Origin of the sequence: Pedobacter heparinus, from assembly GCF_032678725.1 — a bacterium.
In the GTDB taxonomy this organism is placed as follows: Bacteria; Bacteroidota; Bacteroidia; order Sphingobacteriales; family Sphingobacteriaceae; genus Pedobacter; species Pedobacter heparinus_A.
On sequence record NZ_JAVTSC010000012.1, the window covers coordinates 68,847 to 83,292 of the forward strand.

General features: G+C 42.5%; 13 protein-coding genes. 9 read left to right on the forward strand and 4 right to left on the reverse strand.

Going from position 1 to position 14,446, the window contains the following annotated elements:
* Positions 1-27 precede the first annotated feature (27 nt).
* The 3 genes from R2Q85_RS17730 to purN all read right to left on the reverse strand — a co-directional run bounded on the left by R2Q85_RS17730 (position 28) and on the right by purN (position 3,314).
* Entirely contained in the window at positions 28-1,050 is a 1,023-nt protein-coding gene (locus tag R2Q85_RS17730) for a rod shape-determining protein (protein WP_316813131.1), read from the reverse strand.
* Between the two features lie 86 nt (positions 1,051-1,136).
* Positions 1,137-2,663, reverse strand: coding sequence for a bifunctional phosphoribosylaminoimidazolecarboxamide formyltransferase/IMP cyclohydrolase (gene purH / locus R2Q85_RS17735; RefSeq protein WP_316813132.1), 1,527 nt, complete (start codon positions 2,661-2,663; stop codon positions 1,137-1,139).
* A gap of 72 nt (positions 2,664-2,735) precedes the next feature.
* Entirely contained in the window at positions 2,736-3,314 is a 579-nt protein-coding gene (gene purN / locus R2Q85_RS17740; protein WP_316813133.1) for a phosphoribosylglycinamide formyltransferase, read from the reverse strand.
* A gap of 279 nt (positions 3,315-3,593) precedes the next feature.
* On the opposite strand from purN, the gene R2Q85_RS17745 reads away from it, so the two are divergent.
* A complete protein-coding gene (locus R2Q85_RS17745; RefSeq protein WP_316813134.1) occupies positions 3,594-6,395 on the forward strand; it encodes a family 78 glycoside hydrolase catalytic domain in 2,802 nt (933 codons plus the stop codon).
* A gap of 62 nt (positions 6,396-6,457) precedes the next feature.
* Positions 6,458-7,177, forward strand: a complete 720-nt coding sequence (locus tag R2Q85_RS17750) for a superoxide dismutase (protein WP_316813135.1) — start codon at positions 6,458-6,460, stop codon at positions 7,175-7,177.
* Here the strand turns inward: R2Q85_RS17750 and R2Q85_RS17755 are convergent.
* Entirely contained in the window at positions 7,174-7,545 is a 372-nt protein-coding gene (locus tag R2Q85_RS17755; RefSeq protein ID WP_316813136.1) for a helix-turn-helix domain-containing protein, read from the reverse strand. The genes R2Q85_RS17750 and R2Q85_RS17755 overlap by 4 nt on opposite strands.
* A gap of 91 nt (positions 7,546-7,636) precedes the next feature.
* Between R2Q85_RS17755 and R2Q85_RS17760 the strand changes: the two genes are divergently transcribed.
* The 7 genes from R2Q85_RS17760 (at position 7,637) to R2Q85_RS17790 (ending at position 14,439) form a co-directional block, all read left to right on the forward strand.
* Positions 7,637-8,857 carry an MFS transporter gene (locus R2Q85_RS17760; protein ID WP_316813137.1) on the forward strand — a complete coding sequence of 407 codons (1,221 nt, stop codon included), beginning with the start codon at positions 7,637-7,639 and terminating at the stop codon, positions 8,855-8,857.
* A gap of 217 nt (positions 8,858-9,074) precedes the next feature.
* Positions 9,075-9,665: a GIN domain-containing protein gene (locus R2Q85_RS17765; protein ID WP_316813138.1), complete on the forward strand. Its 591-nt coding sequence runs from the start codon at positions 9,075-9,077 to the stop codon at positions 9,663-9,665.
* 122 nt (positions 9,666-9,787) lie between these two features.
* The gene (rpsT, locus tag R2Q85_RS17770) at positions 9,788-10,042 is read left to right on the forward strand and encodes a 30S ribosomal protein S20 (RefSeq protein WP_316813139.1); all 255 of its coding nucleotides are present in this window, start codon (positions 9,788-9,790) and stop codon (positions 10,040-10,042) included.
* A 72-nt stretch (positions 10,043-10,114) separates the two neighbouring features.
* Positions 10,115-10,813 carry a RadC family protein gene (gene radC / locus R2Q85_RS17775; RefSeq protein ID WP_316813140.1) on the forward strand — a complete coding sequence of 233 codons (699 nt, stop codon included), beginning with the start codon at positions 10,115-10,117 and terminating at the stop codon, positions 10,811-10,813.
* A 23-nt stretch (positions 10,814-10,836) separates the two neighbouring features.
* Positions 10,837-11,676: an endonuclease/exonuclease/phosphatase family protein gene (locus R2Q85_RS17780; protein ID WP_316813141.1), complete on the forward strand. Its 840-nt coding sequence runs from the start codon at positions 10,837-10,839 to the stop codon at positions 11,674-11,676.
* A gap of 60 nt (positions 11,677-11,736) precedes the next feature.
* Positions 11,737-14,136 (forward strand): phenylalanine--tRNA ligase subunit beta, encoded by a 2,400-nt coding sequence (gene pheT, locus R2Q85_RS17785; RefSeq protein WP_316813142.1) that lies wholly within the window; start codon positions 11,737-11,739, stop codon positions 14,134-14,136.
* Positions 14,137-14,148: 12 nt separating this feature from the next.
* Positions 14,149-14,439 carry a hypothetical protein gene (locus tag R2Q85_RS17790; RefSeq protein WP_316813143.1) on the forward strand — a complete coding sequence of 97 codons (291 nt, stop codon included), beginning with the start codon at positions 14,149-14,151 and terminating at the stop codon, positions 14,437-14,439.
* Positions 14,440-14,446: the final 7 nt, after the last annotated feature.

Sequence of the window (14,446 nt, forward strand, 5' to 3'; positions counted from 1 at the left end):
GCAATAAGTCCGGGTTTAGCCCAAACCTTACTGCATTAAGAATTTATAACCACCAATGTTCTTTAAGGCGATGCCAGTTCCGCGTACCACGGCACGAAGCGGATCTTCGGCAACATGCACAGGAAGTTTGGTTTTAGCTGCCACACGTTTATCCAACCCACGCAGCAAGGCACCACCACCGGTTAAATAAATGCCAGTCTGGTAAATATCGGCAGAGAGCTCTGGTGGAGTGATCTCCAGTGCTTTAAGGATCGCTTCTTCAATTTTAGAAATGGATTTGTCCAGGCAGTGCGCAATTTCGGTATAAGATACGGTGATCTGTTTAGGTACACCGGTCATCAGGTCGCGACCCTGAACGGCAAAGTCTGCAGGTGGGTCCTGTAGCTCAGGTAGAGCAGCACCAACCTCTATTTTAATTTTTTCAGCAGTTCTGTCACCGATCATGATGTTGTGCTGACGGCGGATATAGTTTACAATGTCTGAGTCAAAGTTATCTCCCGCAACGCGGATACTCTGGTCGCACACAATACCAGACAGGGCAATAACGGCAATCTCCGTAGTACCACCACCTATATCAATGATCATGTTTCCCATAGGTTCTTCCACATCAATACCAATACCTACCGCTGCAGCCATTGGTTCGTGGATCAGATAAACCTCTTTGGCGCCAGCAATCTCTGCCGAATCCCTTACGGCGCGTTTCTCTACCTCGGTAATTCCCGAAGGGATACAAATCACCATTCTTAAAGAAGGGAACATCCAGCCTTTACCGCCGTTTAACATACGGATCATCCCTTTGATCATGGCTTCTGCAGCATTAAAATCTGCAATTACACCATCCTTAAGCGGTCTTACAGTACGGATATTATCATGGGTTTTACCTTCCATCTGCATGGCCTGCCGGCCAATTGCAATAATTTTATTCGTTTGTCTGTCAAAAGCAACGATTGAAGGTTCATCAACTACTACTTTGTCATTATGTATAATCAAGGTGTTTGCTGTACCTAAATCGATAGCAACCTCTTGTGTAAACCAATTAAATAAACCCATTTATAGGTGATAATTTAAGTATTAATAATTCTATGTACTATATAATGTAAAACTACGGCTTTTTATTGTATTCGTGGATAAATAAATTAGTGTTTAAAATGTCGTACTCCAGTAGTAACCATTGCTATTCCTTTTTCATTGGCCATATTTACCGAATCCGCATCTTTTATGGAGCCGCCTGGCTGTAAAACAGCTGTAATGCCGGCTTCAGCAGCAATTTCCACACAATCAGGGAAAGGAAAAAATGCATCAGATGCCATAACTGAACCTTTCAGGTCAAATCCAAATGACTCCGCTTTAACAATTGCCTGTTTTAAGGCATCAACTCTTGAGGTTTGACCCACACCACTGGCCAATAACTGGTCGTTTTTAACAAATACGATGGTGTTTGATTTGGTATGTTTGACAATCTTATTGGCAAAGTAAAGGTCTTTTAACTCCTGTGTATCAGGTGCTTTTTCCGTTACCGGTGTCATTTGTTCAGGACCTTCAATCACGAGGTCCTTATCTTGCTCAATCACGCCGTTCAACAAGGTCTTGAACTGTTTTTTGCTCAGTTCAACTTCATTGCGTTGCAAAATCACCCGGTTCTTTTTTGCCCGGAACAGTTCAACAGCTTCAGGTTGATAGGAAGGGGCAATCAGCACTTCAAAAAATAACTTGTTGATTTCTGTAGCTGTAGCCAGGTCAACTTCCCTGTTGGCGATCAGGACCCCGCCAAAAGCCGAAACCGGATCGCATGCCAATGCTACGTTCCAGGCCTCCAGCAGGTTTGGTTTTGAGGCCACACCACAGGCATTGGTATGCTTTAAAATGGCAAAAGTAGGTTCTTCAAACTCGTCAATTAAAGCCACTGCCGCATCTACATCAACCAGGTTGTTGTAAGAAAGCTCTTTACCGTTTAATTTGGTAAACATGGCTTCTAAATCGCCATAAAATACACCTTGCTGGTGTGGGTTTTCACCATACCTTAAAGTTTGTGCCTGTGCTATGCTATGTTTAAATACGGTAAGTGGTTCTTCTGTATTGAAATAATTGAAGATGGCAGTATCGTAGTTAGAGGAAGTATGGAATGCTTTTTTTGCATAAGCCTTACGCTGGGCTAAAGTAGTTTCGCCATGCTGGGCTTCCAGTTGTTGCTGTAAGCCTGAATAATCGTCTTTAGAGGCCAGGATCACGACATCGTTAAAGTTTTTGGCAGCTGCCCTGATCAGTGAAATACCACCGATGTCTATTTTTTCTATAATTTCCTGTTCAGTACCACCGGCTTTTACGGTTTCCTCAAAAGGATAAAGATCTACAATAACCAGGTCAATCTCCGGAATCTCATACTGGGCAATTTGTTCCTGGTCTGATGCCAGTGCCCGGCGGTTTAAAATACCACCAAAAACTTTAGGGTGCAATGTTTTCACCCGTCCGCCTAAAATAGAAGGGTAGCCGGTAAGGTCTTCAACAGCTGTTACAGGGATATTCAGGTCTTTAATAAATTGTTCAGTACCGCCGGTAGAGAACAGCTGTACACCTTGTTGTGCAAGTAAACGAACCAGTGGTTCTAAACCATCCTTGTAATAAACTGAAATTAAAGCGTTTTTGATCTTTATAGATTGACTCATTGGTGAAAAAATTTGAGCCGCAAAATTAAGATTTTTAACCGATAAATGAAGCGGCTGAAAAGATAAAAAAAACTATTTTTTTATCTTTCGGACGATAGCGTCGATTATTCGCGGATAATGCTGATGTTCAAGCTGCTGTCCTTTAAATTTGATCATTTCCAGATTGTCGCCTTTATCAATCCTATACCTGGCCTGGTAAATGTATTCTCCTTCATCGTAATTCTCGTTCACGTAGTGTATGGTAATGCCGCCTTCAGTTTCTCCGGCGGTCATTACTGCCTGATGTACATGGTCACCATACATGCCTTTACCTCCAAATTTTGGCAGCAGTGCCGGATGGATATTGATGATGCGTCCAGGATATTCAGCAATCAGGTTTTTAGGGATCAGCCATAAAAATCCGGCAAGCACAATAAGATCTATATCTAAGTTTTTAAGCATATCGATCACACTATCTGTTTGATAAAATTCTTTTTTATCAAAGATGTGCGAGGGAATTTCAAAATTGTCTGCACGCTGCAAAACGTAGGCATCCGGGTTGTTGGTGAGTACAAGCGCAATTTCCACATCCGGGCTTTTTTTATAAAGTTCCATTAATTTTTGTGCATTTGATCCTGATCCTGATGCAAATATGGCAATCCGTTTCTTCATATAGAGGTCAAAGATAAAAATTTATCATTACCATCAAAAAGCGTTGAAATGTTGGGCTGAGAGCAGCTTTAGTGCAGGCTTGGTTGAGGTTTGCTGGGCTGGAGGTACTTTTAGTCCAGCAAACCCTAACCAAGCTTTGAACCAGCCCTTGTTGAGCTGTTCAATATATGCTTATCTGAAGTTTATTTAGGATCGACATGATTTGAATTCTTAATGAAAAGACCGTTATTAGCTATGGATAACCTGATGTCCTTTTGATATTAACAAACGCATAAAAAGATGAACAAAATTCAATATTTTATTTTTTTGATCCTCCTGTCTGCAAGTGCTTTAGCGGCGCGACAAAATAAACGTGCTGCGCTTGTACCAGAAAATCTTCGTTGTGAGTACCTTATTAATCCCAGGGGGATTGATGAGCGCTATCCCCGCCTGAGCTGGACTTTGCAGTCAACGGACAGTACGGCCTTTGGGCAACAACAAACTGCATATCGTATTGTAGTGGCATCAAGGGAGCAATTGCTTGCGGTTAAAGGTGACATCTGGGATTCGGGCTGGGTAAATTCCAATGCAATGCAGCAGATTGTTTATCAGGGTAAGCCATTGCGCTCTGATCAGACTTATTACTGGAAACTGCTGGTAAAAGATGAAAAAGGTTTTATCAGCAAAAGTAAAATGGCTTACTGGACCACTGGTTTACTGGATGCTAAAGACTGGACAGCAAAATGGGTTGGTTGCCAGGAACTTTTTGATCCTGCAGTGAAGGATTGTAACATCAGGGATCCCTGGTTTAGAAAAAAATTTCAACTCAAAGTTAAACCTGCAAAGGCCACGCTTTTTGTGGCATCAGTAGGCTATCATGAAGTTTATGTGAATGGCAAAAAAATATCCGATGATGTACTTGCTCCGGCTGTTACTGATCATACCAGGCGCGCAAGGTATGTGGCCTATGATATTGCCCCTCAGCTTAAATCCGGGAACAATGTGATCGGCATCTGGCTGGGTACATCCTGGTCCATATTTGGTCCATATGTTACCGATAGCAGGCCTAAAACGCCCATCGTGATTGCCCAGGCTGCTATCTATAACAGCCTGGCGCAGGCTAAGCCCGGTATAATTGTTAAAACAGATGAAAGCTGGAAAACCCATCCCAGTCCGAATCAGCTTTTAGGTACCTGGGATTTTGCTAAAATGGGAGGAGAATTATGGGATGCAAATAAGGAAATGGACAATTGGAACAGTCTTTCCTGCGAGGAAAACAAATGGGCTGAGGCAACTGTTTACCACCCAAAACTTCAGCTTTCCGCCCAAATGGTAGAGCCGAACAGGCTGTTCAAAACAATCAGGCCAAAGGATATCGTAGCCAATCCGGATGGTTCGTATCGGGTAGATATGGGCCTGAATTTTGCGGGCTGGACGGAACTAAAGGTTAAGGGAAAACAAGGAGATAAAATAGAATTTATTTTCTCGGAACGTGCGCAGAATGACATGACCTTTAATATGCATAGCGCTTATATCATTGGTAAAAAGGGGAGTGGTACCTTTAAAAACAGGTTTAATTACAGTTCAGGCCGGTGGATTACCATTAAAGGGCTTAAGTACAAGCCACAGGCAGATGACATCAGGGGCTGGATGGTCAGGACCAATTTTAGTGATGCTGCCAGTTTTCAATGCTCGGATACTTTACAAAACTGGATTTATGACCGGGTTGGCTGGACCTTTGAAAACTTGTCGCTTGGGGGCTATGTGGTAGATTGCCCCCAGCGTGAAAGGCTGGGCTACGGAGGGGATGCTCATGCTACCTGCGAGACGGCAATGTTTAATTATAAGATGGGTGCATTTTACACGAAATGGATGGAAGACTGGCGGGATGTGCAGGGAACAGAACCCATTGTGGGCAATATGCATGATCCCAAATGGGCACGCAAAAGTTCAATGAGCGGCAGGATTTTTAACAATGGCATATTGCCACATACTGCGCCAACTTATAGTGGTGGTGGCGGACCTGCATGGGGTGGAATTGTAGTTTCCTTACCCTGGTATTTTTACCAGCATGAAGGAGATAAGCGGATGCTGGAAAAGAATTTCCAGCTGATTAAAAACTGGCTGTCCTTCCTTGACCTGCACACAAAAGACAACTTGTTACAGAGATACGGAGGCTCCTGGGATTTTCTTGGCGATTGGCTATGGCCAAATGCTACTGCCGAAGGCATGAACAATGATAAACCGGAAACCTTATGCCTGAACAACAGTTATCGCGTATATAACCTGCTTACTGCTATTAAGATAGCCAAAACCATTGGGCAAACTGCAACTGCGGAAAACTGGGGAAAGCAGGCAGAAGCCTACAGAAAAGCCATCCATGCTAAATTCTATAATAGCACGGATCATAGCTATGCGGATGGTTCTATGGCAAATCTTGCTGCTGCATTGCTTGCCGGCATCCCCCCTCCGGAACTGCGGGGCCAGGTGATGAAAAGATTGGAAGACGAAATCCTGGTTGTTCGTAAAGGACATATTCATGCGGGTATTACCGGGGGAGCTTTATTATTTAAACTACTGAGGGAAGAGGGCCGCGATGATTTGCTGTATTCCATGACCGCCCAAAAGGATTATCCGGGCTGGGGATATATGAAAGCGAATGGCGCCACAACCTTATGGGAAATGTGGGAAAAAGATCTGCCCGGGCATTCCCTGTTACATAGTTCTTATTTATATCCGGGTGCCTGGTATATAGAAGGAATCGGGGGAATACGCAGGTCTGCGGATGGACCTGGTTTTCAAAAGTTTGTTATAAGGCTACCCTTATTGAACGCTGACCAGATGAATTGGGCAAAGGTCAGTTTTGCATCTCCGGCCGGGTTCATCAGTACATCCTGGAAATGGGAGGGTAAGGTGGTAAACCTTCAAATTGCTGTGCCACCTAACTGTATCGCATTACTTCAGTTACGGAAAGGGGAAAGCATGGATCAATCCAGTAGATCAAAGCACATTAAATCTGTGGGTGTCAGGGATGGATTTTATACTTTTGAACTGAAGTCTGGAGCGCATCAGCTTAAAATTCTCCACGAACAGGTTTTGTAAAAATATGGTCACACTAAACAACAATTTGGCCTTTTCGTAAGTTATACTATAAATTTAATCCCATGGAAACAAATACACGCAGAAGTTTTATTAAAAATACCATAACTGCCTCCCTGGCGGTTGCCATAAGTACACCATTGGCTGCATTAGCCGATACTGAAAACAAAGGGGCAGTAGTTGCTTTAAAATTTACGCAGATTCCGTTAAAATATGCTTATAATGCGCTGGAGCCTAATATTGATGCGCTTACAATGGAAATTCATTATACCAAGCACCACACTGCTTATGTCAAAAATGTAAATGATGCCATTGCTGCTGAAAATATTCCTTATGCTACAGAAGCTGAATTTTTTAACAACGCGTCTAAGCTTTCGGCCAAAGCCCGTAACAATGGCGGGGGTGCATGGAATCATAATTTCTTTTTTGAAACGTTAAAGCCAGGTACTTCTGCTGGCCCGCAGGGTAAATTAAAGGCTGATATTGACAAATCCTTTGGCTCTTTTGATAAATTTAAAGAACAGTTCTCTGCCGCTGCGGCCTCTCGTTTTGGTTCGGGATGGGCATGGCTGGTAAATGATAAAGGAACATTGAAAATCACGTCTACAGCGAACCAGGATAATCCTTTGTTTGATAATGCAGAAATAAAGGGTACGCCTTTGCTGGGTTTGGATGTTTGGGAACATGCTTATTATTTGAAGTATCAGAATAAACGCCCGGATTATATTGCCAACTGGTGGAATGTGATAGATTGGGATGTGGTTGCGAAGCGGTATAGTATCTAATCGCTTTTGTCCTGGCTTAATATCCGGTGTTTTGAACCCCAGCTATTCAGTTTTTCCCATATGGGAATGAGTTCAATAGCTATGGGCGTTAATTCATACTCTACCTTTGGTGGTACGTCGGCATGAACGGTTTTAGAAATGAGGCCATGACTTTCCAGTTCTTTGAGCTGCAGACTTAATATCCGTTCGGTTACTTTTGGCATTGTATTTTTTAGTGCTGTGAAGCGCATTTTTCCCGCTTCAAGTTCGCGTAGGATGAGGACCTTCCATCGGCCCCCCAATATGCCTATGGAATAAACAATATTAGAACATTCACTGATGATTTTATAGTTGATACTATTGGTTGAGTTTTCTTTCCGTATGGCCATGGCTTACATTTTTGTTAGTTCCCTACAACGGGCTGTACTGCCTGTAAATTTATGGCTTAAGATTTATTTTTGGCCCTAAATAAATACAGTAATGAAAAAAATTGCATACGTAGGATGTTTGGGTCTGATCGGTATCATCACTACAGAATTCGGCATTATTGGCATTTTGCCGCAAATTGCCACACACTATCATATATCTATTGATAAAGCGGGAGTGCTGCTTAGTGCATTTGCATTGGTCATTGCATTAACAGGGCCTTTTATGACCTTGTTTACTTCCGGATTTGACCGTAAAAAAATCATGTTGCTGAGCATCGGGATCTTTTTACTGACCGGGACAGTGTCTGCACTTGCTCCTCCCTTCTGGCTGTTGATTGTAGTCAGGATGCTCCCTGCATTTCTGCAGCCGGTATTTATTTCCAATGCCATTGCTGCGGCTACGGCTGGTGCCGATAAAGCCACGGAGTATCGCTTGGCTGGCATCGTCGTAGGAGGTATTGCTGTGGCCATGGTGACCACGGTTCCTTTTGCTACTTACATGGCCGGTATGTTTAGCTGGCAAGCTTCTTTTGTAGTGCAGGCGATAGTAACTGCCATTGCGCTTGCCGGGATTTATAAGGTTTTACCGGCAATGCCTGCGCAGGAAAGGAAATCTTACGGAGCGCAGCTAAAAATTCTTGGTAACGGTCGTTTTCTGATCAGTTCGGCAATGAACTTTTTTATGATTGCAGCCTGGTTCTCTACCTATAGTTATTTTGCGGATTATCTTGGAAAAGTAAAAGGCATGGATACGCAGACCATCAGTTATATGATGTTCCTTTTTGGGATCACGGGCATATTGTCTAACTGGCTGGCAGGGAAAATGATGAGTAAAAATGTGCCCATAACTATTGCATTATTTTTAAGCGGAACGATCCTGATACCAGTGATGCTGTATTATTCAGGTGCTAATACGGTGCCGACAATGCTGGTTATTGCGTTATGGGGCTTTTTATACGCACCTTGTTTTTTGAGTGGCTTTGCTTACATGACTTCTGCAGCGCCACAAGCCCCTGAGTTTGCAAACAGTCTGGCCATTTCTTTTGGAAATCTTGGTGTAACAGTAGGTACGGTGGTGAGTGGCTGGTTTATTGCGTCAATGGGGGTTGCACAAAGTCCTTGGGTAGGAATGGGCTTTGGTGTGCTGGCTTTGCTGATGATTGGCTGGAGAAGTGTAAATGACCGTGCTCTTCTGGGTCTGACAGCCGTTGCTAAGGGCAAGAGCGCCCAGGTCTCTTCTGAGAAAGTGGCTTTCTGCTCGGAGCAAGGGTAATCATGCGCTGAAAATCGGCTTTGCTTTCTTTCAAACCGGGAACTGAAGCCGGAAAACTTCTGGTTGGTCGATTGACACTGGGGTTTGTCGAATGGTTTCGGGAGTTGGTCGTGACTTTTGTATGACTGGTATAATGCGGCGGAAATGGCTGAAACGTTTTGGGGTTGGTGTCGTCTTAATTACAAACAATTAGGAAAAACCTTAAAACATAAAAATTATGAAAACCCTTACAAAAATAGTATTCGCAACAGTATTCGCAGCTGTACTTTTAACTGCCTCATCAATGACTACTTTAGCTGCCAGCAGGATTGAACTGGTAAAGCCAGCAACTGGATTTAAAAAATTATGGGTTAGTGGAAACGTTAAAATCATATTGACACAAAGTGAGAAGGAGGGGGTGTTTGTTGATGAGGATTTTGATGCGGAAAAAACTTCTGTGCTGAGCAAGGGAGAAACATTATATATCAATTCTTTCGAACGTCAGCAGGTTATCATCAGGGTTGCTATGAAAGATCTGTTGAGGATCCAGGCAGCAGGAATGGCCGTAGTGGTGACCGATAACAACTTTAATTTAAAATGCCTGCAGGTTATACTAAGCCAGAGCGCCATTGCTAAAGTAAATGCAGTAACGGGTAGCTTATATACAAATGTAAGCGACAATGCCAAACTGAAATTGAGTGGAGTAAGTGATCGGTACACTTCAGTTGCCAGTAATCAGAAAAATGTGAAGTTCGACAATTTTATAAGTCTGAATGCAAACGAACCAGATACACTGGTAGCGATGGCAGGAAACAGATCGAAGTTTTAGGTAAATAAAAAATATTTGTATAATGCTTTTGTATTTTAAAAACATTAATTCTATATTTGCAGTCCGAAAAATAGAACAATAAAAGAGCGTGAGCTCTGGAATAAAAATATTAATAACAAAAAATGGCAAATCATAAATCTTCATTAAAGAGAATCAGGTCAAACGCAGCTAAACGTTTACGTAACAGGTACCAGGCAAAAACAACGCGTACGTTTATCAAAAGATTGCGTGCCGCAGAAGATAAAAAAACAGGATTAGAATTACTTCCTAAAGTAGTTTCTATGCTGGATCGTTTAGCCAAAAAGAGTGTGATCCATAAAAACAAAGCAGCTAACAACAAATCTAAGCTGACTAAATTTGTGAATGGCTTAAAATAAACATAGCTTTACAATATTATAAACGGGGTATGCAATGCATATCCCGTTTTTTTTGTTCAAAGAATTTGAGCTATGCAGCCATACCAGGAAAAATTGGTTATAAAACTATGGGCAGAAGCCGACAGGCCCCGTGAAAAATTGTTATTGAACGGAAGACGACATTTGACAGATGCCGAACTCACGGCAATTTTAATTGGTTCGGGCAATAAGCATGAAACAGCGGTTGATCTTAGTAAGCGCATTCTTTCCTTTTACAATAACGATCTGGATGCACTGGGCAAGGTGTCGGTAAAGGATCTTTCCAGGTTTAAAGGTATTGGCCAGGCAAAGGCCATTGCTATAGTAGCAGCCCTGGAGCTGGGCCGCCGCAGGAAAGAAACTGAAGCGCAGGATATGGTTAGGATCCTTTCTTCAAAAGAAGCCTTTAAAGTGCTGTTGCCAGTTTTTGCCGACCTTAACCATGAGGAGTTTTGGATCCTGATCCTGAACCAGGCCAATTGTATAACTGGCAAACAGCTGATCAGCAAAGGTGGGATGGCAGGTACGGTAGTTGATCCGAAAATCATTTTTAAAACTGCACTGGAATATAATGCCGCATATATCATCCTGGCGCACAACCATCCTTCAGGCAACCTGAAGCCAAGCGCACAGGACCTGGACATTACCAAAAAAATGGTAGAGGCAGGAAAAGTGCTGGATTTACCCGTGTTGGATCACCTCATTGTAACGAATAAATTATTTTTTAGTTTTGGTGATGAGGGTTTAATTTAACATTGAAGCTGTAAATTGGCAGAATGAAGACGATCCAATTATTTGTAGTCACGCTGCTGCTGACTGCAACAGTAAACGCGCAGCGGAAACCTGCCGGCTATCTTAATGTAATGAGTTATAATATCCGTTACAACAATACCAATGATGGAGATAATGCATGGCCAAACAGAAAGGATGCAGTAAAGGCACTGATAAGGTTCCACGATGCCGATATTTTATGTGTACAGGAGGCTTTGGCCTTACAGGTGGATCAATTGCTGGAAAATACTGATTTTGAAATGGCCGGGGTAGGACGTACAGACGGTAAGCGCGAAGGAGAATTTTCTGCCATCTATTTTGATAAAAAACGTTTTGTGAAAAAGGATGGTGGAACCTTCTGGTTGTCAAATACACCTGAAAAACCATCTAAGGGCTGGGATGCGGCCATCGTAAGGATTTGTACCTGGCTGCGGCTATATGACAAATGGAATAAAAAGGAGTTTATGGTTTTTAATACCCATTATGACCATGTAGGGGTACAGGCCAGGATTGAATCGGCTAAACTCATCAAAAAGAAAATCCAGGAAATTGCGCCAACGCTGCCGGTGATTTTAACCGGTGATTTAAACGTAACGCCGGAAACGGAAGCCATAACTACGATAAAAACATTTTTAACGGATACCAAAGAGGCCAGCATAGAACCTGCCTATGGTCCGGAAGGTACTTTTAATGGTTTTAAATTTAATGCGCCTTTGAAAGACAGGATCGATTATATCTTTATCAATAAAGGGTTTAAAGTGCAAAAGTTTGGTGTGCTTAGCGACAGCAAGCAGCAACGCTATCCTTCGGATCACCTGCCAATTGTAGCGCGCTTGTTTTTTTAAAACTTATGTGGTTTCTGCTTTCAGCATTAAATAATATCTTTGCGTTTTACAGAATAAAAAATGAAGATATCATACAATTGGCTTAAACAGTTCATCCAAACAGATAAAACACCACAGGAACTTTCTTTAATATTAACCAATATCGGTTTGGAGGTGGAAAGCCTGGAAACGGTTCAGGCTGTTGCAGGTGGATTGGAAGGATTGGTTGTAGGCCATGTATTGAGCTGTGTACAACATCCCAATGCGGATCGTTTGCGTGTTACCACTGTTGATGTTGGAGGGCCAGAGGTTTTACAGGTGGTTTGCGGTGCGCCTAATGTGGCACAAGGCCAGAAGGTAGTGGTGGCAACTGTAGGTACTACGGTTTATCCGAACGAAGGGGAACCTTTTAAGATCAATAAATCAAAGATAAGAGGAGAAGTATCGGAAGGGATGATTTGTGCTGAAGATGAGATAGGGCTGGGTGTTTCTCATGATGGCATTATGGTTTTACCTGAGGATGTTAAAGTGGGAACTGCTGCCAAAGCATATTTTAAACTGGAAGATGATTATTTGTTCGAGATAGGGCTTACCCCGAACAGGGCGGATGCCGCCTCGCATTTAGGTGTGGCCAGGGATCTGGCTGCATATTTCCGTACCAGCATTCAGATGCCGGATACTTCTGGTTTTAAAGTGGATAACGAAGGCCTGAGGATTGACGTGAAGGTAGAAGATACCATTGCTGCACCCAGATACAGCAGTGTTACGATCAGTGGGGTCAAGGTTAAGCCTTCACCAGATTGGCTGCAAGGTAAGTTAAAGGTGATCGGCATCCGGCCGATCAATAACGTGGTGGACATTACCAATTATGTATTGCATGATCTTGGGGTGCCATTGCATGCTTTTGATGCAGACCAGATTAAAGGCGCTAAGGTGATCATTAAAAAATGTGCGGAAGGTACACCATTTGTCACACTTGATGGCGTAGAACGCAAGCTTTCGGCCGATGACCTGATGATCTGTAATGCGGAAGAGCCGATGTGTATTGCCGGTGTTTTTGGAGGTAAAAGCTCTGGTGTTACAGAAAGTACCACCAATATATTTTTAGAGAGTGCTTATTTTAATGCGGTCTCGGTTCGCAAGACTTCGAAAAGACATGGCTTAAAAACGGATGCTTCTTTCAGGTTTGAACGGGGTACTGATCCGGATATGACGGTGTTTGCATTAAAACGCGCGGCCTTACTCATTGCTGAGCTTGGTGCTGGAAAAATTGCTTCGCCAGTTTTTGATATTTATCCGGAACCGGTACAGCCCTTTGATGTTGAAGTGAATTATGGCAATGTCAACAGATTGATCGGAGTAGAAATTCCTGCTGCAGAAATTAAAGCGATTATCGTTGCATTGGGTATAAGCGTAAAGCAGGAAAATGCTGAGGGCCTGAGCCTGAAAGTACCTGCCTTTAAAGTGGATGTGACCCGGGAGTGCGACATTACTGAAGAGGTTTTGCGGATCTATGGTTACAACAATATTGAGATCCCAAGTAAAATAAATGCTTCTTTGTCTTATACTGCTAAGCCGGATAAAGAACAAACTCAGCATGTGATTGCAGATCTGCTGACCGCCAATGGTTTTTTAGAGATCTGGTGCAATTCTTTAACTAAGGGTTCCTATTCCAAAAAGCCGGAAGAAGCGGTACAGATACTGAATCCGTTAAGCTCAGATCTGAATGTAATGCGCCAGGAGTTGTTGATGCCGGCTTTGGAAAGTGTAGCCTATAACCAGAACCGGAAAACTGCTGATATCAAGTTTTACGAATTTGGCAAGACCTATCATTTAATTGATGGAAAGTATATGGAGCGACCGCGTTTGCTGTTATTGCTTTCTGGGAACAGCCAATCTGAACAATGGAACCAAAAGCCGGTTCCTGTGAGCTTTTATCATTTAAAAGCTGCTGTTGATGCCGTTATTGGCCGCCTTGGGATCCATACTTTTCAATCAGAAGAAGTAAATGATGCGCGTTTCGCTTTCGGGTTTAAATATTTCAGGGGGGATAAAACTTTGGTGAGCTTTGGTGCGGCAACAATGGCAGATAGAAAGAAAGCTGATGTAGATAAAGAGGTTTATTATGCTGACTTTGACTGGGCCTTGCTGCTGGAGCTGGTAAGGAAGAATAAAATTGTCAATAAAGAGGTGTCCAAATATCCGGCTGTGCGCAGGGACCTTTCGATGCTGGTTGACACGGCTGTAACTTTTGATACTTTGAAAAGCATTGCATTTAAGGCAGAGAAGAAGTTAATTAAAAATGTACAGGTGTTTGATGTATACGTTGGCGATAAATTACCGGAAGGCAAAAAGTCTTATGCCCTGAACTTTACCATTCAGGATGAAGAACAGACCTTAACCGATAAGCAGATTGATGCAGTTATGCAAAAAATTATACATAACTTAGCACAAACAGTTCATGCAGAAATTAGAAAATAAAAAATACTTTTCATGTCATCAGTTGCAGATCAATTAACCTCCGTATTGCAGAAGACAGCTCGCTTAATAGAGCTTTGTGCTGCATTGCAAGAAGAAAATGACCTGTTGAAGCTGGAAAATGAATCGGTAAAAGTTGCGTTGGATACTTCCAAAAACAAGAACTCAGATCTGGAAGAAAAGCTGCGGGTTTTAAAATTGGCGAAAAGTATTGAAGGCACAAGTGAAAAGACACTTGATATAAAGCAAAAAATTAACGATTTTGTGCGTGAAATAGATAAGTGTGTTGTGTTGCTTAAAAAGTAAGTGATAC